A 20,748-nucleotide genomic window follows, 5' to 3' on the forward strand; every position below is an offset into this window, starting at 1 on the left:
CGCGGACAGCCTGATCAGAAGACCAGGTTGGCGGCACCCCAGCCGGTGCCGATGACCGCGCCGCTCGAGTCGATCCACTGGCCGTAGCCGTTGGTCGTGTAGAGCCGCATCCGGCCACTGCCGTCGACGCCGAGCATGTCCATCATGTTGTCGCCGCTCCAGTCGCCCGGAACCATGATGTTCTTGAAGCCCTGCCAGCCGCTGCCGATCTTGGTGCCGAGCGGGTTGGTCCAGCCGCCCTTGCTGTCGGACTGGTACATCTTCAGGTCGCCGGTCGAGGTACGACCGATCAGCACCTCACGCCCGTCGCCCTTCCAGGCCCCGGGGGTGAGGAACAGGTTGAAGCCGTTCCAGCCGTTGCCGATCTTGGTGCCGAGCGGGTTCTCCCAGCCGCCATTACCGTTGCTGGTGTAGCGGATCAGGTCGCCGTTGGACTTGCGCACCAGGAGGCTCGGCCGGTTGTTGCCCAGCCAGTTGTTCGTCACCATGAGCGCGGTGAAGCCCTGCCACCCGGTGCCGATCTTCTTCGCACCGCCGACGAAGTTGCCCTTGCCGTCGGTGTTGTAGATGAACAGGTCGCCGTTGGGCTTCATCGCCATGATGGACGGCTTCTTGTCGCCGCTCCAGTTGTAGACGCGGAAGACCCGGCTGTAGATGCCCCAGCCCGAGCCGATCTGCTGGCTCAGGTAGAAGCCGCCGTACCCGTCCTTGGCGAAGCCACTGCCGTAGAACAACTCCAGGTTGCCGGCGGAGTCGCGGGCGAGCAGGTCGGTGTGACCGTCCCCGGACCAGTCCGCGTTGACCAGCGGCGGACGGGTCAGGTCCGCCTTGATGGAGTTGTTGTAGTAGCTCAACCGCTCGTAGTAGCCGGGCGACGAACCACACGGCTCGAAGCCCCAGTCGGTGATGCCGACCTGGACACCCTTGACGAGCAGCGGACCGCCCGAGTCACCGCCGCAGGTGTCGCTGCTCGGCGTGGCGTCGGTGCCCGCGCCAGCGCAGATCATCCGGTCGGAGAGGTAGATCCCGCCGACGTTGCAGTCCGCGTTGGACCGCATCGGAACAGTCGCCTTGCGCAGCCGGCTGTCCGGGTTCTCGTCGTCGGACGCGGTGACGCCGTAGCCCGCGATCTGGGCCTGCGTGCCAGCCACGTACGGAGTCTGGTCACCCTGCGCGCTCAACGACACCGGCTTGTACACGCTGGGCAGGTTCTGCTTCAGCGTGAGGACCGAGACGTCGTCCACGATCGGCGCCTCGGGAACGTCGTACTGCTGGGCGATGTTCCAGCCCGGGTGGGTCCAGGTCGAACCAACCTCGGCGACGAACCCGCTGCCACCGACGAGCTGGCCGTTGCTGTCGACCAGCCGGTCGTTGCCGGCGATGACCCGCGTGGTGCCGGGCCCGTCGGCGGTGCAGTGCGCGGCCGTCAGCACCTTGTTGGGGGCGATGATCGTGCCGGTGCACCAGTACCAGTAGAAGTCCGGGCCATCCTGGAAAGTGGTGACGATACCCACGATGTACGGAAACTCGGAGGCGCTCGCCAGGGTCCCCTGGAAGACCTTGGGCGAGGCACCCGTGCCGGACTGGAAGGTCCGGCCCTGTGCGCCCGGCTTGGGAAGCGTGAGCTTCCCCTTGTGCAGGTTCGGCAGCTTGCTCAACCGGTCCGGTCGCGAGCTGCTCGCCACGTCGTACGCGCCGCCGTTGGCGGGGGCGGCGTGAGCACTGGTCGTGGGTGCCACGGCCGCCACGCCCGTGAGGGCGAGGCCCGCCATGACGCCGGCGTACCAGCGCCGTCGGGCTCCTGCGGATGTTGCCACTTCAGCCACTGATTGCTTCCCGTCGTTCGATTAACGAGGCACTCGGAACTGCCCGGGATGACCTGCGTGGGACGCGACGGGTGAACGACAAACCACACCAGGGCGGATCCGCCCGGAATTTGAAGATTTCCCCGTCGTGCCTGCGCCAACGACGCTGCACCGGCAGCGACACCCATTGACAGCTCTAAGCCGGGACACCGTAGCAAGGGTTCGATCGGGAAGCTGCCCGGTAACGAGGTTTTTCCATGATCCGCAACCGGACTGCGACGAACCGATCGGGTCAGCGCAGCCGCGAATCATCCGGACGGGTTGCGGTCACCAGCCGGCTGGGTGTGCAGAAGTGGATGTCCCGCCCCGGGGGGTGGCCGTCCGGTGTGGACCGGCCATCCCCCGTGCGACGGGGACGACGGTCAGCGGGCGGCGCCGGCCGGCAGCCAGAGGTTGTCGATCTCCTTCTCGGCCGCCGCGAGACTCGCCTCGTGCAGTGGGATCAGCTCGGCCATCGCCGGCACCGCCGGTGCGAGGGTCAGCTCGGCGCTGATGAAGCGCGGCTGCATGCCGGTCATCGACAGGCCGTGCGGGAGCCACGGCTCGGCATGGTCCCAGCCGTAGCGAGGGGTGCCCTCGCCGTAGCCGCCGCCCCGGGTGGCCAGCACCACGAACTCGCGTCCGCCGAGCAGGCCCTCCTGCGTCGTCGGGTCGTACGACAGCCCGGGAACGATCAGGTGGTCGACCCAGGACTTGACGCTGCTGGGCGCGCCGAAGTTGTAGAGCGGCAGGCCGAGCAGCACCACGTCGGCCTGCTTCACCTCGTCGACCAGCCGCGCGCTGAGCTCCCAGGAGTCCCGCTGGGCCGGCGTGTGCTGGTCCGGCGGCGTCATCCGCGCCAGCCCACCGTCCGCGTCCAGGTGCGGCAGTGGTTCGGCGCCCAGGTCCCGGTAGGCCACGGTGCCGTCCGGGTGGGCCGCACGCCAAGCGTCGACCGCGCGGGCGGTGAGCCGCCGGCTGACCGACCAGTCACCACGGATGCTCGAGTCGATATGCAGTAGGTGCATCATTCCTCCTTCAGGAATCGTCTGTGCAGCACCAACTATTTATAGCAGGCCGATGTTCCATCGGGTCGGTAGACTGGGTCACATGTCCGCGCAGCCGCTCGACTCCGCAGAGCACCGCTCGGGCGCACTCCTGGACCATCTGGCCCGGCGGATGCGCCTGCGGTCGGAGTCGGTGCTGGCGCCACTGGGGCTGCGCCCCCGGCATTTGGTCGCGCTCACCGTGCTGCGCGCCGGCGGCGGCACCGGTCAACAGGCGCTCGCCGCCATCCTGGAAATGGACAGCACCAACATCGTCGGGCTGCTCAACGACCTGGAAGCCAAGCAGCTGATCGAGCGGCGGCGCTCCCCCGAGGACCGCCGCCGACACGTCGTCGAGCTCACCGAAGATGGGGCGAAACGCCTCAGCGAGGCCGAATGCGCGCTAGCCACCGCCGAGGACGAGGTGCTGGGCGCACTGGATCCCGCCGAGCGGGAAACCCTCTACAAGCTGCTCAGCCGGGCCTCGACCGGCATGGCGATCAACTGCACCGAGGCGCTCCACGTCGCCGACGACACCTGCTGACGCCGCGCCCCAGCGCCACAGATCAGGCGGTCGTCGCCGACTGGGGGCGGTCGTCGCGTACGTGCACCAGCATGTCGCCGGTCTCGATCACCGCGCCGGCCCGGTCGGCCAGGGTGACCACCTTGCCCCGGCGCACCAGGGCGATCACCAACGAGTCCAGCTCGCGCGGCGAACGGCCCACCTCGTCCCGCTCCGCGGAACGCATCGCCAGCGCCATGCCCTGACCGGGAGTGAGCAGATCTTCCACCACGTCGATCAGCGGCGGCGCCGAGGTGGACAGGCCGAGCAGCCGGCCCGCCGTGGCCGAGGAGACGATCACGTGGTGCGCGCCACTCTGCTTGAGCAGCGGGGCGTTCTCCGCCTCCCGTGCCGCCGCGATGATGCGGACCTGCCCGGCGGTGAGCTGCCGTACCGTCAGCGCGACCAGCACCGACGCGTCGTCACTGTCGGTCGCGATGATCACCGCCTTGGCGTTCTTGACGTGCGCCTCGTTCAGCACCGACGAGCGGGTCGCCGAACCCTCGATCGCCACCAGCCCGGCGGAGGTGGCCTGCCGCAGGGCGGCGGCGCTGCGCTCCACCACCACGATCCGCGAGCGGTCCAGACCGTTCTCCATCAGAGCGGAGACAGCGCTGCGCCCCTTGGTGCCGTAGCCGCAGATGATGACGTGGTCCTTCACGGCTCTCCTCCACCGCGACAGGCGACGGCCGGTCCGGTACTGCTCGGTCAGAACTTCCAGGGTGGTGCCGACCAGGATGATCAGGAAGATCACTCGGGCCGGGGTGATGAAGAGGACGTTGACCAGCCGGGCCGACGGCGCGGCCGGGGTGATGTCGCCGTAACCGGTGGTCGAGAGCGACACGACCGCGTAGTAGAAGCAGTCGAGCAGGGTGAGGCCGTCCTCGTTGACATCGCGGTAGCCGGCCCGACCCAGGTAGACCGCGGCGACCACGGCGAAGACCAGGCCCAGGGCGGCGGCGAGCCGAAGGCTCAGCGCGCTCAGCGGGCCCCGTCGCTGCGCGGGAAAATGGATCACTGTCGAACCTGCTCCCCCGCCGTCGCCTGCACGCCCACAACATAGCGGGTACACCGTCGACGGCACGGCCGGGTGACGTGTCGGGCCTGCGCCGGGCGGCGGTGCGGGCCCGCACGGTCAGCCGGCAGCGGGCATGATGGGGGTGTTCCCGACGACCGCGAGAGTGAGGCCCGCATGTCGTTACTACGACGAGTGATCGGCGGGGTGCTGCGCCGGCACCGCCAGCGTCAGGGCCGCACGCTGCGCGAGGTGGCCGCGTCGGCCGACGTCTCCGTGCCCTACCTCTCCGAGGTCGAGCGGGGCCGCAAGGAAGCCTCGTCGGAGGTGCTGGCGGCGATCTGCCGGGCGCTCGGCATCAGCCTCGCCGACCTGCTCGGCGAGGCCCGCGACGACATGCGCCGGGTCGAGCCCCGCCTCCCGGCCGTGCCGCGCGCCGCGCTCACCCACCTGGAGCGGGTCGACGCGACTCGGCGCGAGATCGGTAACGCCACCCTGCTGGTGGGTCCACGCGTCAGCGGGTTCGTCCTGCACCGCGGGCCGGTGGCGAGCGAGCCGACCCTCAGCCTCGACGGCACGGCCTCCGCTGGTGGCTTGCGCCCCGGCCCGCGTACCGCCGCCCTGGCTGACGGCACGGAGACCCGGCTGGGCCTGCGGCGGCTGACCGCCGCGTAGGCCGCGCGGGTTCTGCCGTCGGCGGATCTGCCGCCGGCAGAATCACTGGGCCCGCCACCGCCGCCGCCCGCACGCTGGACGGGCCGGTCCCACCGGGCGGTCCCACCGCCCGCCGGCGCGGTGGAAGGCGGCGACACATGATCGGGTACGACGTGCGAATGCTGGAGGGCAGGCAGCCAACCTTCGGTGACCATGTGTTCGAGCGGCTGCTGCGGGAGCGGATCGTCTTCCTGGGCACCGAGGTGACGGACGAGTCGGCCAACCAGATCTGTGCGCAGATGCTGCTGCTCGCCGCCGAGGACGCAGACCGGGACATCCACCTCTACATCAACTCTCCGGGCGGTTCGGTGAGCGCGGGGATGGCGGTCTACGACACGATGCGCTACGTCCACAACGATGTGGCGACGTTGGCGCTCGGGTTCGCCGGCTCGATGGGGCAGTTCCTGCTCTGCGCGGGCGCGGCCGGCAAGCGGTACGCGCTGCCGCACTCGCGGATCATGATGCACCAGCCGTCCGGCGGGATCGGCGGAACTGCCTCGGAAATCACCATCCAGGCGGAGAGCATGCTGCACGTGAAGCGCACGATGCTGGAGCTGATCGCCGAGCACAGTGGACGGACGCTCGACGAGATCCAGCGGGACTGGGACCGGGACCGTTGGTTCACCGCCGAGCAGGCCCGGGAGTACGGCCTCATCGACGAGGTGATCAGCCGAGCCGAACAGCTGCCAACGCTCTGATCAACGTCTGGTGGCCGCGGTACCGCCGGACCACCCCCACCCATTAGCCTCCGTGGATACCTTGGCGGGCGCAGAAGGAGTGGGAATGACTGACGGTTACGAACGCGGCTGCTGCGGCGACGACACGACCACCTCCGCCGTGAGTCGCCGCACGATGTTGCGCGCGGCGGTGCTGGGCGCGGGCGCCATCAGCACCGGTGGCCTGCTGGTTCCCGAGGCCGCGCAGGCCGCGCCGGCCATCTACAACCCGTTCAGCGCCTACCCGATCACCGACACCTGGGAGGGCCACCTCGGCCGCGGATCACTCGGCGGCATCGACTTCGGGATGGGGGTCGGCACGGCGTTGCCGGCCTGCGGCGCCGGCACCATCCAGAACATCCCGAACAACGGCACGGGTGGGCACACCGTCACGATCCAGCACGCGGACGGGTACCGCAGCCAGTACCTGCACCTGTCGCAGTTCGTGCTCGGCAACGGCGTCAGCGTCGGCGCGGGCACCATCGTGGGCCGCTCCGGCGGCGCGGCCGGCGCACCGGGCTCGGGCAGCTCGACGGGCCCGCACCTGCACTGGCACATGATCGACCCGTCCGGCACCCGGATCAGCCCGCTGGCCTTCATCCAACAGAACCCCGCCGACCAGCCCCGTCAGGTGTTCGAGGCGGCCAGCAACGCCGGCTGGCGCGCCCTGCCGGTCGCCGGCAGCGCGGGCGCGGTGACCGGCACGGCGACGACCGCGATCACCCTGGGATCCACGAAGATCCTCTACACCCTCAACGGCGGCCGGATCCACGAGGCCGCCAGCAACGCCGGCTGGACCAACCTGTGGACCGGCATCCACGGCGCACAGGGCACCGCACTTGCCGCGATCAACCTCGACGGGGTGAAGCTGGTCTGCAACGTCGTCGACGGGTACGTGCACGAGGCCGCCAGCAACAACAGTTGGCGCAACCTCAACACCGGCATCGGCGGCGCGAGCTCGTCGTCGATCTCGGTGATCGCGCTGAACGGCGTCAAGTACATCTACAGCATCGTCGGCGGTTACGTACACGAAGCGCACAGCGCCAACGCCTGGCGGAACCTGAACACGGGCCTCCCGGCCTCGGCGGTAGCGGCGATCACCCTGGGCACCACGAAGATCCTCTACACCCTCAACGGCGGCCGGATCTACGAGGCCGCCAGCAACGCCGGCTGGGCCAACCTGTGGACCGGCATCTACGGCGCACAGGGCACCTCGCTGGCGGCGCTCAACGTCAACGGGGTGAAGCACATCTACAACGTCGTCGACGGGTGGGTGCACGAGGCCGCCAGCAACAACAGTTGGCGCAACCTGAACAGCGGGATCCGTGGTACCCGGGCCGCCGCCTTGGGGCTGGATGGCGTCAAGCTCGTCTACGCCGTCTGACTGGCCCTGCGCTGTGACGTGCCCCCGGCAGGATTCGAACCTGCGACACACGGTTTAGGAAACCGATGCTCTATCCCCTGAGCTACGGGGGCGCGAGTGGCCAGTGTAACGACATGGGGGTTTACCTGGGGTGGCAGGGAGTGGCCCACGTTCGCCCACGTTGCCCGGACCGCCGTTCTCCCAGCCCAGGACCACACGCCGAGCACACGAGCCCCGGTTCGCGACCGGCGGTCGGCCGTGATGGCCCGCGTTGGCATCGGTTGACCCGGGTTGGCATCCGCTGGAGGAGTCTCTACGCGAGTTCGCACAGCGCCACCTCTGCTGATCTTGGTTGTTTGGGCTGGTAGGGGGTCTTGTCACGGATGCAGGCCCAAAGGACGTTGAGGCGTTGTCTGGACAGGGCTGCGGTGGCTTGGCGGTGGGTCTTTCCTTCGGCTCTCTTCTTGTCGTAGTAGGCGCGGGATCGTGGGCAGTGCGTCAGGGCGGTGAAGCTGGACATGCTGAACACCCGACGTAGACCCCGGTGGTAGCGGTGCGGCCGGATCTGGTGGCCCTGACGGCGGCCGGAGTCGCGGGAAATCGGCGCGAGGCCAGCGTGGGCGGCGAGCGCCGCAGCGCTGGTGTAGGTGGTGAGGGTGCCGGCGTGGGCGAGGAATTCGGCCGCGAGGGTGGTGCCGATGCCGGGCAGGCTGGTGATGATCTCTCCCAGCTCGTGCTCGGCGACGATACCTGCGATGGTTTCCTCGATGGCGGTGATGCGGTCGCTGACCGCTTCCAGGTCGGTGGCCATCTGCGCCAGGATCCCGCCTGCGGTGGCCTCCCCGGCGACGGCGACGGTCTGTGCCCGAGCGGCGGTGAGGACTTTGGCGGTGAGGGCCTTGGCTGCCCGAACGCCGTGCCGGCGTAGGTAGGCCAGGATGCGGTCCTCACCGGCGCGGCGCAGTCCGGCGGGGGTCTGCCACTGCGCGAGGAGCCGCAGAGCGCCCTTGCTGCGCAGGTTGAGCGTCTTCTCCAGGGCCGGGCTGATCATGGTCAAGAGGTCCTGGATGCGGGCGGTGATGCGGACCCGGTCGGCGACCAGGTCGAGGCGGCGAGAGACGAGCAGCTTCAACTGCTGCTGCACCCTGTCGGCCACGGTGAGGGTCGGTAGATCGCCGCGCATGCGCAGGGTCTGGGCGATGACGTAGGCGTCGTGGGCATCGGTCTTGCGCTCACCGTGGAACGCCTCCGCCATCCGTGAGGTGACGGTGCCGCTGACGTAGCGAACGTCCGCACCCCGGTCGAACAGGACCGCCAGCAGCAGTGACGCCGGTCCGCCGCGGAGGTCGACTGCCCAGCGGATCGGCTTACGGCGTTTGCCGAGCCGCCGACGATGCCGGAGATGGCCTGCTGGTCGTTGGGAATCTTCTCAGACAGAACTACGGTGCCGTCGTCGTCGACAACGCACACGTGGTGGTGGGTCTTGCCGACGTCGACGCCGGCCCACAGGCTGCCCATCGGGCACCACCCTTTTCGGTTGTCTGGTCAGGGGCGTGGACCCGCCGCGGTTCAGTAGCCACAACTTCGGAAAGGGCGATCGGTCGCAAGTCTCCATCCAGTGCTGATACAGCGGTCATCAGCGAGGGCCGGGGCGTCCTACTCCTAGCTGGCCATGACATCGGCAGCACACACCCAGACAGTCACCCGACCCTCCGGGTCCACACGGCAAACGACGCCGTTCGATATATGGTTGCGGGTCCCAACGGACATCCGGAGCCCAGGCCGCCGCTGTCACGGGCGTCGCGCCGGAAAGCCGAGCTACCCACGATCTTGCGCGCGCCTCAGGATGGTCACCGGGCGGCGAATGCCGTCAGGTTTCGAGGCCTGCGAGGTTGAGGCGTTCGAGCAGACTGGGCTTGCGGGCGTGCGCCGCCCGTAGCTCGGCCAGCCGGTGCTGGAACGACGAACTGTCCCCGTCGCGTTCGCTGAGTTCGCGCAGGTCGACGAGGAGTTGAACGGCGGTGTCGTATTCGCGGGGTTTCTTCGTGGCGATGAGTTGGTCGACTCGCTGCCAGGCGGCGGGTTGGTCGACTGCGAGGGTGTCGAGGTGCCGTTGCCGGGCGGCTGCTGCGGACCGTTCCCGGCGGACCCGGTCGCGTTCGCGCTGCTCGGCGTCCCGTCGTTCCCGTTCGTCGAGTAGGTCAGCGGCGGTGGCGAGTAGTTGACCGGCGGTGCGGGCGGCCGTCGGGGTGGCCGCGTCGGTGGGGTGTGCGTCGCGGTAGCGGCGCAACAGTCGGCTGCGTAGGTGGTTGTCGCCGCCGGTGATCAGGTCGGTCAGGATGGCGTCCTTGTCCCGAGCGGGCAGCCCGACGACCCAGGTGCGTAGTTGCGCAGCGGTCGGTTCACCGGCGGCGGCTGGCGCTGACCCGGCCGCCGCAACCGCGATCAGATCAGAGTCGATGCGTAGGAACTCGGCGACAGCGGTGAGGGGCGCGTCGAGGGTGCCCAGTCCGGCGGGGACGGGCGGTTCGGGCTCGTCGTCGGCGATCTCCTCGGACTGTACGCAGCGCAGCCAGGCCAGGTAGAGCAGGCGCAGGTCCCCGGCGGCGAGGCGGGCCCGGACCGGGATGATCGAGGTGAGCAGACCGTGGCCGTCGAGGTCCCACTCGTCGGTGCCGTCCTCGTCGTCGTGGAGGTCGATGATGATGTGCTCGCCGGCGGTCCACACGGACGCGCTGTCGCCCTGGCAGTAATGGGCGACGGTTGCGGGGTCGAGCAGGTGTTTCGGTAGCCGCAGCATGAGCTGGTGGGTTCCCCAGTTGGCCAGGTACAGGTGGGCGTCGAAGTACCGCTTCATCAGCGTGCGCGGGTCGCCCTTGAAGTTGCCCCACTCGTAGGTGTTCACGAAGCTGGTCGCGGTGATGTCGGCCCGGGTCGACAGCGACCGCAGCTCGGCCCGCTCCCGGCCGGTGAGGGGCCGGTCGACGGCGGTGAACTCGTAGTACTGGTACTCGCTCATCCTGGCCTACCTTCCGGCCCAGTGCCGGTAGGCGTCGATCCACGCGGCGCCGTCCGGCGCGGGGGTGGGTAGCGGCAGGTCGAGAAGGCCGATCCGTTGCCGGTGGCGGCCTCGGGCGCAGACCGCGACGATGCTGTCCGCTACCAGCTCGATCTTGCCTACGGTGACCTCGACGCCGAGGACGGTGGTGATGAACGGCACCGCCAGATGCTCCTCGAGCATGGTGAACAGGCCGGCAAGCTGGTCCTCGTGAGCGTCCGTGTCGACGGTGGCTTCCTCGATCATCGCCTCCAGCGCGGCGGTTCCCTTCGATGCCATCGGCGGAGGATAGCGGACCGGTGTCGGGGGGTTTTAAGCCCGATGCGCGAGGATGGTCGGCATGGGTTCGGTAGCCGAGTTCGTCGATCTTCGGCGGGAGGTGGAGCGGTTACGGGCGGAGAACGCCCGGCTGGCGCGTCTGCTGGAGCTGCGCGGCCAGGACACGTCTGCGGCGCCGGAGCAGTTGTCCGCGCCGGTTGAGCCGCCGGGGCTGGTCACCATGGCTTCGCCGACTCGGGACAAGCTGGCGATGTTCGTCGACCGGTTCCGGGCACGGGCCGACGTGTACGCCGTGCGGTGGGACAACATCCGTACCGGTGCCGCCGGTTGGATGCCCGCGGTCGCGGGCGGTTGGCGTAAGGGTATGGACCGGCGGGGTGCCGCCTACCTGCACCGGACGACGGAGGTCGTCGCGGCGCATCTGGTCGGCGACGTGTTCATGGGCCTGTACCCGCTGATGCCCGGCAACACCTGCCATTTCGTCGTGGCCGACTTCGACGGGCCGACGGCGATGCTCGACGCCCTCGCCTACGTGAAAGCGGCGCGAGCCAGCGCGGTGCCGGCCGCGTTGGAGATCTCCCAGTCGGGCCGCGGAGCCCACGTGTGGGTCTTCTTCACCGGCGCTGTTCCCGCGGCCACCGCGCGGTCCCTCGGCACCGTCCTTCTCCGTGAGGCGATGGTGCTACGCGGGTCGATGGATCTGCGGTCGTACGACCGGCTGTTCCCCAACCAGGACGTGCTGCCCGAGGGTGGCTTCGGCGACCTCATCGCCGCACCCCTGCAGGGCCGCCGCCGCAAGGACGGACTCACCACCTTCCTCGACCTCGGCACCCTCGAGCCGTACGCCGACCAGTGGGCGTTCCTGTCGACGCTGGACCGGCTCAGCCCCGGCGACGCCGAACACGTCGCCCGGCAGGCCAAGCAAGCCGCCACCGGTGCCGACGTCGCCACGATGAGCCGGTCCGCCGCGACCCAGGTCCACCCTCCGCTCCCTCCGGTGGTCCACGCGGAGGTAGGCGCCGGGCTGAGCATCGACGCCAGACAACTCACCCCCGCCGCGCTGGCGACGTTCAAGCACGCCGCCGCCATGGCCAACCCGAAGTTCTACGAGCTGCAGCGACTCCACAAGTCCACCTGGGACACCCCACGCTTCATCCAGGGCTACGACCTCACCCTCGATGACCGCTTGGTCCTCCCGCGGGGCCTGCGGCACACCATCGCCACGATCGTCGAGCGCGCCGGATCCCGGCTGGCCGTCACGGACGCACGAAACCCCGGGACCGAGATCGACGCCGCGTTCACCGCCGAACTCACCAGCAGGCAGGCCAACGCGGTCGGCGCACTTCTCGCCCACGACGACGGGATCCTGGTCGCCCCACCGGGCTCCGGCAAGACCGTCATGGCCTGCGCCGTGATCGCCGAACGCAACACCTCCACCCTCGTCCTCGTCGACCGCAAAGCCCTCGCTGACCAGTGGCGCACCCGGATCCAACAGTTCCTCGGATTGAGGCCGGGGCAACTCGGTGGCGGCCGACGCAAGCTCACGGGCACGGTGGACATCGCGCTGCTGCCCTCCCTGGCGCGGCGCGACGACGTCGCCGCCCTGACTCAGGGGTACGGGCACGTCATCGTCGACGAATGCCACCACCTCGGCGCCGCCGCGTACGAACACTCGGTCAAACGGATCGCCGCGCAGTTCTGGCTCGGTCTCACCGCCACCCCCACCCGACGCGACGGCCTCGGCCAACTCGTCACCTGGCAACTCGGACCCGTCCGGCACACCCTGACCGACGAGGAACAAGGCACTCTCGCGGCAGCGATGTACACCGACGCCGGACCCCGTCGAGCGCTGTTCATCCACGAGACCATCTTCCAGCCCGGCGACGTCGACCTTGACGCCCCCGGCGCGCTCGCCGAGGTACACCGAAGACTCGCCCTCGACGAGCCCCGCAACACCCAGATCACCGACGATGTCGCCGTAGCCCTGACACGCGACCGCAACTGTCTCGTCCTGACCCGACGGGTCGCCCAGGTCGAAGCACTCACCGCTCTGCTCGCCGCACGCGGACACCAGGCGCTCGTGCTCCAAGGCGCGATGAGCACCAGCGAACGGCGGACCATCGTTGACCGGCTCGACGGCGCCAAGACCGGCGACGGCCTGCTCGTCATCGGCACCACACCGTTCATCGGTGAAGGCTTCGACGCCCCAGCCCTCGACACCCTCTTCCTCGCCGGCCCGATCTCCTACGACGGCCTACTCGTCCAATGCGCCGGCCGCGTCATCCGCGCCGCACCCGGCAAGGACGTCGCCGAGGTCCACGACTACCACGACCCAGCCACCCCCATCCTCGCCGCCTCACTCCCACGCCGCATGCCCGGATACCGGACACTCGGCTTCACCAGAACATGAGCGCATCCGATCGCGATCACCATGGCTGGTCCCGCCGGTTACCCGGAAATGACCGAAAGCCAAGCGCGCTTGGCCTAGCGTGGTAGGCTGACGAACATGAGCCGGTTCTCCGAGGATGAGCTGCAGGCGGTTGTCTCCCGGTACGAGGCGACGCGGGCCGCCGCGTTGACCGAGCGGGACGAGCAGCTGCGGGCGTTCCACGCGGCCGGGTGGCGGCCGGTGGATCTGCAGCGGGTCACCGGATACAGCCGGGAAACGATCCGTCAGGCACTCCGACCGGAAGTCCGGCGGGCGACAAACATCAACCGGCGCAGGACATCACCCCAGCCACCAGCGGACTACCAGCCCTACGGCGACCGGAAGCCTTATGTGATCGCCGAAACCCTCGCCGCGCTGCACGGCCCCACCAAGGGCATGGTGACGCTTCCGCGTCACCTCGACTGGTCCGGGCACGCCGAGTACGACCTGAACCGGCCCGCACGCCTGGCCAGCATGTACAAGGTAGTGCTCACCGAAGCCAGCACGGTCGAGGATCTGCACGCCTGGCTCGATGCCGGCCTCCTCCGGCGGCTCTGGCCCACCCTCTGGCTGCCACCCCGGCTCCGCCAGCGCTGGGAGGAAGCCTTCCCCGAACTCGCCGCCACCCGCAGCGACGCGGCGTAGCGGTGGACCCCTTCCACGAACGCCTCGCCCGCACCGGGCTCGCGGCGGCCGATCGCTACGGCTTCGCGCTGGCCGGCGGTTACGCGGTTCAGGCCGCCGGGCTTGTCGAGCGGCCCAGCGAGGACGTGGACCTGTTCACCGCCTGGGACCGCCGCGACGAGTTCACCGCCGCGGTCGTCGCCGTCGTGCACGCCTACCGCGGCGACGGCCTGACCGTCGAGACCGAGCGGCAGTACGACACCTTCGCCCGGCTGGCCGTCACCGACGGTGTGCGGGCTTCCAAGGTCGAGCTCGGCGTGGACTGGCGTGCCAACGAACCGATCCTCATGGCGATCGGACCGGTACTGCACCCCGACGACGCGGTCGCGAACAAGATGAGCGCCCTCTACGGGCGAGCGTTCGCCCGGGACTTCATCGACATCGACGCCACACTCCGATCCGGCCGCTACACCCGCGACGCCCTCGTCGCCCTCGGGCAGCGCGCCGACCGTGGCTTCGACCGGCGCGTCTTCGCCGACGCTCTCGGACAGGCCGCCCTGCTCGATCCTGACGACTTCGCCCAGTACGGCATCGCCGGCCCAGCGCTGGACGATCTCCGCAACCGATTCGCCGAATGGCGCCGTGATCTGCTCAGCGAGGAGGAATCCGCTCGACCCGACGGCTCCGTCGGCTAGCTAGCGCTCCGGCTGACCTTCGGCAAGCGATCACCGCAGGGCCGCGAAGCGACCGGAACAGTCGTATTCGGTCAGGCCAGGCGACAGACCCATGCCGGGCAGGCTCGCCACATCGGCGCGAGGGGGTGCTGATCGAGTTGGTCGGCGATGAGGTCGACGACGGCGAGTCCGCCGGCCAGCAGCGAGACTCGCCGCTGCCGCGCGACGGCGGCGAGTAGCAGAACCGTCAGGGCCGTCAGCCAGGCGTGCCCACAACGCGGGGACCCGGTCGGAAGCGAGCGAGTACACCGCCCAGGCGCCGTATACCGGTGAGAGCCACCCGGCGGGCGTGCTGTCGTAGCTGGTGATCATGGCCAGGCTGAGGCTCGGGCCCGGTAGCCGTACTAATGTGCGCCGCCGCGGGGCCCCGAACCGTACATGGTCGATTTGCCGGAGTCACCTGCCGCCAGCGCCATACGCTCAGTCGCAGAGCCAGCCGACCTTGAAGCGTCCCTTGACCGGTTCCGTGGGTCGCCTCAATACGGAGGTAGAGGAAGCGATGGCGGATGTCACCGGTGCTGGATGTCCTACCCAGGCGACATGCCGGGGTGTCGCGGGCCGTGGTGGACGCCGCGGGAGCCGGGTTCGAGACGACGGTCACGACCGACGTGCCCTGGCCGTACTTCCAGGTCCGGGCGCTAGCCGAGGATGGCAGCGGGCTCGGGGCCCCTCCGAGGTCGCCACGGTGAGCCGGTGACCCGGGCCGGCCAGGCGTCGCGCCGGTCCGCATTCGCCGTACCGCTGCTTTTGGTTGTGCTGCTCGCGGCTTGCCTCGCCGCACCCGCCTGGGCGGCCGACGGACCCGGCGGCAACGGTCTGCCGCGCGCTGGTGACCTGATCGGAACCCCCACCGCCCTGCACAACGTGCCGCCGGAGATATCGGCGGTGGCCGACGGAGAGCTGATCGGATACCGGATGCCGGGGATCCGCGGCGGGCAGGTTGACGCGACCGCAATGCTGTTCGTGCCGACCGGAGCGCCGCCACCGGGCGGGTGGCCGCTGCTGGTGTGGGGGCACGGCACGGTCGGCTGGGCGCCGGAGTGCGCGCCCAGCGTCCAGTTGGAGCAGCGCGGCGTCTGGGCGGACGGTCCGAACGCCGCCCTGTTCGCCGCCGTCCTCGGGATGGGGATCGCCATCGTCGCGCCCGACTACGAGGGGCTCGGCTACCCCGACCGGGGCGTTGTCGAGGGGCACGGCTACTACCACCTGTCCAGCGAGGGCCAGTCGATGATCTACGCGGCGGTGGCGGCGCAGCGGTACCTCGGCGCCCGCCTGTCCGGACAGTGGGTGCCGGCTGGGTGGTCGGAGGGCGGCTTCGCGGCACTGGCCGCGGCCTCCTACGTCGAGGAGGCCAGCCAGGTCGACCCGGCCCTGGACTACCGGGGCACGATCACCCTCGCCCCGGTGCCGGACGTGCCAGCCATGAACCAGGTCCTGTGGCGCGAGATCCGCGCCGCCTCCGGGTCCGGCCGGGAGCCGACCGAGCACCAGATCGACCAGTTGGTGTTCGCCAACGCGGAGACGATCTACTTCACCCGCACGCAACGGCTCGCCGGCTACGACGTCGACCCCGGACAGGTGTACGGGCCGAACATGCTGCGCATCTACCGGGACAACTCGCGGGCCTGCTTGACCGACCTGAACCGGCTGGTCCGACAGGACATCCTGGACTACCTGCGCGACGACCCGGCGCACCGTCTGGACACCTACCCAGGTGTACGCGGCGGCGCGCCCAACGCGCTGCCCGAGAACCAGCGGTTCTACGCCGAGAATCAGGGACGGCTGGAAAACTCGACGCTGCCCGGATCGATCCTGTGGCTGTACGGCACCGACGACATCACCAGCCCGGCCGCGGTCACCTACGCCACCGTCAACAAGATGCTGATCAACGGCAACGACATCAACCTCGGCGTGCTCGAAGGGGCTGGCCACTACGACGTGCCGGTCGACGGACTCCCGCTCATCGAGGCCAGGCTTCGGCAGCTCTTCATCTGACGGGTGGGGGGTCCACCGCTACGCCGCGTTGCCCGAGCGCTTGTCGCGCCGCCACCGCATCCCGTGCGGGTCGTCGGCCTCAGCCCGCCGCACACGGGCGATCAGGTCTGCCGGCCAAGCGGAGCAGGGCTGGCCTGCTACCTGACACTAGCTATGACAATATGACCAGTTCTATGACCGACCAACGGGCCGAGGTGCTTGCCCGAGAAGCCTTTTCCGAACTCGCCGCAACGCGACGTAGCCGTGGACCCCTTCCACTAACCGCCCCGCCCCCTTGGTGCCCGCAGATCGAACATCAAACTACCGCGTACCGAACGCGCCGTGGCCCGCAAATCGTAAGCCAGGTCCCCCGCAGATCGAAAGCGCGGCCGTTATGATGAGGCGGTGCCCACACCGCACCTAATCCCCCGCCGCGCCGCCGCACAGGTCAATGCCGCCTTGGCGGACACCCGCGTCGTCTTGATCAGCGGAGCACGCCAGGCAGGCAAGAGCACCCTGGTCCGCCTCGTTGCCGGCGATCGTCTAGCCGAGCGCCGCGATCTCGATCGGGCTCAGGACCGGGCGGCGGCGATCGCCGACCCGGTCGGGTTCGTGGACTCCTCCGAACTCCTGGTCATCGACGAGATCCAGCGCGCCCCGGAACTCCTGTTGGCCATCAAGGCCACGGTCGACGAGGATCCCCGTCCGGGCCGGTACCTGCTCACCGGCTCGTCTCGCCTCTTCGGCATGGTAGCTGCCCCGGACGCGTTGCCCGGTCGGATGGAGACCGTCGAGCTCTGGCCGTTCTCCCAAGGCGAACTCGACGGGCAGCCGGACGGATTCGTCGACGCCATCTTCGCGCTCGGCCCGGACCTGCGCCACGAGTCGGAGGTGACCCGCGCCGACTACGCGGCGCGGATCATGCGCGGCGGCCTGCCCGAGGCCACGACCCGCACCGACCCGCACCGCCGCCAACGATTCCTCGACGCCTACGTCCAGGCGCTCATCGACCGCGATGTCCGGCAACTGTCCGACATCCAGCACAAGGGCGAGCTACGCAAACTGGTACGCCTGCTTGCAGCCAGGTCCGCGACCATCATCGCCGCAAATTCTCTCGAATCCGCGCTCGGCTTGAGCCGGCCGACGATCGCCCGCTACCTCCAGGCCCTGGAAGAGATCTTCCTGATCAAACGGATCCCGGGCTGGTCCCGCAACCTGGGCACCCGCGCCACCGCCGCGTCGAAACTGATCTTCGTCGACTCCGGCATCGCCGCCAACGAGATCGCGACCGACGCCCGGGCACTACTCCGACCGGGCGCACCGTTCGGCCCGCTGCTCGAATCATTCGTCCTGTCCGAGCTTTCCCGGCAGCTCACCTGGTCCGAGCAGTTCGTCGACCTGTCCCACTACCGCGACCAGAGCAGGTACGAAGTCGACGCGGTGCTCGAGAACCGAGCTGGTCAGGTGGTCGGGATCGAAGTCAAAGCAGCCACCAGTGTCGGACCCGACGACTTCCGCGGGCTACGCCGGCTCGCCGAGCGCCTCGGCAATGACTTCGTCGCCGGCATCGTCCTCTATACCGGAACCTCCACGCTGCCGTTCGGCGACAGACTCCGCGCCATGCCAGTCAGCACCCTGTGGCAGGCTCCCGCCCCAACGGCAGACTAACCTCGCCCGCAGGTCGCTACCCAGCCGGTCAGGGTCGCCGAGGGCCGAAGGGGCGGTGTGCTCATCTTCGGCAAGCGATCGCAGCAAGGCCGCGCAGCGACCGGCGCCCACCGGCAGAAAACAGAGGGCCGCAGGTCATCGGCCTGCGGCCACAAACGGAGCGTCGGGTTAGGAAACCGATGCTCTATCCCCTGAGCTACGGGGGCGCGAGGGACCAGTCTCGCGACCTGGGGGTTCACCTGGGGTGGCAGGGAGTGGCCCACGTTCCCCGGACCGCCGTTCGCCCAGCCCAGGACCACACCCGGAGCAACGAACCCCGCTCTGCGACCGGGGGTCGGCCGGGGTGACACGCGTTGGCACCGGTTCAACCAGGTTGACGTCGCTGAAGAGGGTGACGCCACCGTTGCCGGCGATCGAGCGCTTCAGGCGTGGTCCAACGCCGGCACCTCACGAGCCCGACCCACGTCCCGAACGGAGCTGCTCAGCAGAACGGCCCCTGTTACCACAAGCAGGAGTGCGACCGCGATCAGCAGCGGTGCACGAGGCTCCCAACGGGCGACCACCAGACCCGTGATCGCCAGGCCGACAGGCCGTAGGGCAGTCGAGGTCAGCCAGTCGTAGGACGAAACCCGGGAGAGCATGTCGTTGGGCACTTGCGTCTGCAGTGTGGTCGCCCACAGCACCGACGCGATCCCGAGCCCCACCCCGGCGATCGCGAATCCGGCGGCGATCACCACGATCGAGCCGGCAACGGCGAGCAGTGCGTGCGAGAGGCAGAAGCTGAGGACCGAGACGAGCGTGACGACCAACGGCCGCCGTGGTCGCAGTTGTGGAGCGAGCATGCTTCCCAGCACGGTGCCGATGCCGAGGGCGGCGACCACGTACGACCAGGATGTGGCGCCGTGGAAGCTCTCCTGCATCCGAATGGGCCCGGCGACCATCTGCGTGCTGAGCACGGCGAACTGGAAGCATGAGAAGTAGATCAGCATCCACCGCAGCCACGGCCGTCGAATCACCTCGGTCCAGCCGTTGCGCAGCGAGTCGCGGGCACGCTCGGCCACTCGCAGCGGCGTCTGCACGTCGGGCAGGCGGGCGATCAGCGTCAGGCTTACCACGAAGGTCGCCACGTCGATGATCAACGCGGCGGTGGTGCCGAAGGCGCCGAGTACCGCGCCGCCGACGACCGGGCCGAGGACGTTCGCCGCGTTGCCGCTGGCCGAGATGAGGGAGTTGGCCCTTAGTAGCCGGTCTTGGGGCACGATGACCGGGACGATACCGACCGACGATGGCCGAAAGGACCCGACTGCCAAACCGCACAGCGCCTGCAGAACGCAAATGGCGATGATGTCGATCTGGCCGGTCAACACCAGAAGGGCGGTCGCACCCTGCGCGACGATGGAGACAGCATCGGCCAGCATCATCACTTTGCGGCGCGACCAGCGATCGGCCAGCACGCCGGCGAAGATCGAGGAGACCGAGAGTGCGACGACCTTGGCAGCAAGGATCATGCTGAGCTTGAAGGCGCCGTCAGAACCCTGTCGCAGAATCAGGAACGTCAGGGCGATGGTTGCGATTTGATCGCCGACCAGTGACAGGGACTGCGCGGTCAACAACCGGCGAAATGGCGCGTTCTCCAGAACCAGTGGTCGCCTGTGCGAGGCGTCGGACCCGCCCGGCGAATCAGCCGACTCCCGCTCGGTCGCGGTCACTCCGTTCGCCGCTCTCCCAGCAGCTTGATGAAAGACTGCTGCTCGACGAGTCGGCATCCGCGGAGGACTTTGGGCTCCTCGGCCTTGAGCCCGAAGTGGATGATGGTCGCACGTTCGCGTAGCGCGAGCTCGATGACCGCGTAGTAGGTCAGCGAGAAGTAGACCGGTACGCCGGGAAGCTCCGTCACCTGCACGAACTGTCGAACGTAGACCTGATTGCGATGGACGACGACGACCACGAAGGCCACCAGTCGATCGTCTGCCGTCGCAGTGCCGATGAATGAGCGGCCGTCGTCGAGATTGGCAAGGCCGGCCAGGGACCGCTCTGCGAGATCTATCGATTTGATCATGCCGTGCGCCTGAGCGGCCCGGGCGTCGTGCTCGGCGAGCCCGCGAACACGGTCGTGGGTCAGCGGGGCAAACTCCAGGACAACGCGGGCCTGCTCAACTGCGGCCAGTTCCTGCCGGATCTGGCTTCGGCGCTTCTTGGACCGAGCGGCGAGGTAGCCGGCGAAATCTGCGAAGTCGACGTCCAGCACTGCGGTGGGCTCGGCGGGATGCGCCGTCCATCCCTGCCGCGACAAGGAGTCAGCGAACGACGCGTCCAAGGCGACATAGGGCATGAAGATCGACCTGGCGCCGAGATCCATGCCGCGCTCGGTCACGCCGGCCAAGAAGTCGTCGACCGCGGCGTGGTCGCCGACCAGTTGGCTGCCGTAAACGCGCCAACCACCGATCAGCAGGACCGGCATCACGTCGTCGGTCGGATGGCCGGGCAGGAGGCTGTCCGGGCGCAGGAACCGTGTCTCGCCGGTCGGCGCCGGGAGCCAGTAGCCGGCAGCGCCTAGGCGCCCGTCCGACGACATCAGATGCCGTTCCTCGGCCAGAGCGAGTTGCGCAAGGTGCCGTAGCCAGGAGCGGGTCGAGTAGAAGTCGTCGCCAGCCAGGGTGTCCCAGGCCGGTGGCAAGTCTCGGTAGGACGAGTAGAGCTGCGCCGCTACCACCGTGCCACAG

Annotated in this window: 16 protein-coding genes, 1 tRNA gene and 1 pseudogene; 9 read left to right on the forward strand and 9 right to left on the reverse strand. The window is 69.1% G+C overall.

Features of this window, described 5'->3' with window-relative positions:
- Window positions 1–14 precede the first annotated feature (14 nt).
- Window positions 15–1,772, reverse strand: coding sequence for a trypsin-like serine protease (locus ACLQ3B_RS07240; protein ID WP_425778499.1), 1,758 nt, complete (start codon window positions 1,770–1,772; stop codon window positions 15–17).
- A gap of 455 nt (window positions 1,773–2,227) precedes the next feature.
- The gene (locus tag ACLQ3B_RS07245; protein ID WP_425778501.1) at window positions 2,228–2,872 is read right to left on the reverse strand and encodes an FMN-dependent NADH-azoreductase; all 645 of its coding nucleotides are present in this window, start codon (window positions 2,870–2,872) and stop codon (window positions 2,228–2,230) included.
- Window positions 2,873–2,954: 82 nt separating this feature from the next.
- Between ACLQ3B_RS07245 and ACLQ3B_RS07250 the strand changes: the two genes are divergently transcribed.
- The gene (locus tag ACLQ3B_RS07250; protein ID WP_425778503.1) at window positions 2,955–3,434 is read left to right on the forward strand and encodes a MarR family winged helix-turn-helix transcriptional regulator; all 480 of its coding nucleotides are present in this window, start codon (window positions 2,955–2,957) and stop codon (window positions 3,432–3,434) included.
- Between the two features lie 22 nt (window positions 3,435–3,456).
- Here ACLQ3B_RS07250 and ACLQ3B_RS07255 read toward each other — a convergent pair whose 3' ends face one another.
- Window positions 3,457–4,470, reverse strand: coding sequence for a potassium channel family protein (locus ACLQ3B_RS07255; RefSeq protein WP_425778505.1), 1,014 nt, complete (start codon window positions 4,468–4,470; stop codon window positions 3,457–3,459).
- Between the two features lie 174 nt (window positions 4,471–4,644).
- On the opposite strand from ACLQ3B_RS07255, the gene ACLQ3B_RS07260 reads away from it, so the two are divergent.
- The 3 genes from ACLQ3B_RS07260 (at window position 4,645) to ACLQ3B_RS07270 (ending at window position 7,281) form a co-directional block, all read left to right on the forward strand.
- On the forward strand, window positions 4,645–5,142 hold the full coding sequence (locus ACLQ3B_RS07260; RefSeq protein ID WP_425778507.1) for a helix-turn-helix domain-containing protein: 498 nt from the start codon (window positions 4,645–4,647) through the stop codon (window positions 5,140–5,142).
- A 137-nt stretch (window positions 5,143–5,279) separates the two neighbouring features.
- Window positions 5,280–5,879 carry an ATP-dependent Clp protease proteolytic subunit gene (locus tag ACLQ3B_RS07265; protein ID WP_425778509.1) on the forward strand — a complete coding sequence of 200 codons (600 nt, stop codon included), beginning with the start codon at window positions 5,280–5,282 and terminating at the stop codon, window positions 5,877–5,879.
- A gap of 85 nt (window positions 5,880–5,964) precedes the next feature.
- Window positions 5,965–7,281 (forward strand): M23 family metallopeptidase, encoded by a 1,317-nt coding sequence (locus ACLQ3B_RS07270; RefSeq protein ID WP_425778511.1) that lies wholly within the window; start codon window positions 5,965–5,967, stop codon window positions 7,279–7,281.
- A gap of 19 nt (window positions 7,282–7,300) precedes the next feature.
- On the opposite strand, the gene ACLQ3B_RS07275 is transcribed toward ACLQ3B_RS07270, so the two are convergent.
- From ACLQ3B_RS07275 to ACLQ3B_RS07290, 4 genes and pseudogenes are all read right to left on the reverse strand, one after another.
- A tRNA-Arg gene (locus ACLQ3B_RS07275) sits at window positions 7,301–7,373 on the reverse strand.
- 200 nt (window positions 7,374–7,573) lie between these two features.
- Window positions 7,574–8,778: pseudogene (locus ACLQ3B_RS07280) on the reverse strand (IS110 family transposase).
- Window positions 8,779–9,130: 352 nt separating this feature from the next.
- On the reverse strand, window positions 9,131–10,279 hold the full coding sequence (locus ACLQ3B_RS07285) for a hypothetical protein (protein WP_425778513.1): 1,149 nt from the start codon (window positions 10,277–10,279) through the stop codon (window positions 9,131–9,133).
- A 6-nt stretch (window positions 10,280–10,285) separates the two neighbouring features.
- Window positions 10,286–10,597, reverse strand: coding sequence for a hypothetical protein (locus ACLQ3B_RS07290; RefSeq protein WP_425778515.1), 312 nt, complete (start codon window positions 10,595–10,597; stop codon window positions 10,286–10,288).
- A 61-nt stretch (window positions 10,598–10,658) separates the two neighbouring features.
- Between ACLQ3B_RS07290 and ACLQ3B_RS07295 the strand changes: the two genes are divergently transcribed.
- The 5 genes from ACLQ3B_RS07295 (at window position 10,659) to ACLQ3B_RS07315 (ending at window position 18,025) form a co-directional block, all read left to right on the forward strand.
- Complete coding sequence (locus ACLQ3B_RS07295) at window positions 10,659–13,007, forward strand: TOTE conflict system archaeo-eukaryotic primase domain-containing protein (protein ID WP_425778517.1); 2,349 nt, start codon at window positions 10,659–10,661, stop codon at window positions 13,005–13,007.
- Between the two features lie 96 nt (window positions 13,008–13,103).
- The gene (locus ACLQ3B_RS07300; RefSeq protein ID WP_425778519.1) at window positions 13,104–13,670 is read left to right on the forward strand and encodes a hypothetical protein; all 567 of its coding nucleotides are present in this window, start codon (window positions 13,104–13,106) and stop codon (window positions 13,668–13,670) included.
- A gap of 2 nt (window positions 13,671–13,672) precedes the next feature.
- The gene (locus ACLQ3B_RS07305) at window positions 13,673–14,344 is read left to right on the forward strand and encodes a nucleotidyl transferase AbiEii/AbiGii toxin family protein (RefSeq protein WP_425778520.1); all 672 of its coding nucleotides are present in this window, start codon (window positions 13,673–13,675) and stop codon (window positions 14,342–14,344) included.
- A gap of 732 nt (window positions 14,345–15,076) precedes the next feature.
- Window positions 15,077–16,378 carry an alpha/beta hydrolase family protein gene (locus tag ACLQ3B_RS07310; protein ID WP_425778522.1) on the forward strand — a complete coding sequence of 434 codons (1,302 nt, stop codon included), beginning with the start codon at window positions 15,077–15,079 and terminating at the stop codon, window positions 16,376–16,378.
- A 384-nt stretch (window positions 16,379–16,762) separates the two neighbouring features.
- A complete protein-coding gene (locus ACLQ3B_RS07315; RefSeq protein ID WP_425778524.1) occupies window positions 16,763–18,025 on the forward strand; it encodes an ATP-binding protein in 1,263 nt (420 codons plus the stop codon).
- A 422-nt stretch (window positions 18,026–18,447) separates the two neighbouring features.
- On the opposite strand, the gene ACLQ3B_RS07320 is transcribed toward ACLQ3B_RS07315, so the two are convergent.
- Entirely contained in the window at window positions 18,448–19,734 is a 1,287-nt protein-coding gene (locus ACLQ3B_RS07320; RefSeq protein ID WP_425778525.1) for an MFS transporter, read from the reverse strand.
- On the reverse strand, window positions 19,731–20,738 hold the full coding sequence (locus ACLQ3B_RS07325) for a GNAT family N-acetyltransferase (protein ID WP_425778527.1): 1,008 nt from the start codon (window positions 20,736–20,738) through the stop codon (window positions 19,731–19,733). The genes ACLQ3B_RS07320 and ACLQ3B_RS07325 overlap by 4 nt, the downstream gene beginning before the upstream one ends.
- Between the last annotated feature and the right edge of the window lie 10 nt (window positions 20,739–20,748).

Source organism: Micromonospora sp. DT53 (genome assembly GCF_049841535.1).
In the GTDB taxonomy this organism is placed as follows: domain Bacteria; phylum Actinomycetota; class Actinomycetes; order Mycobacteriales; family Micromonosporaceae; genus Micromonospora.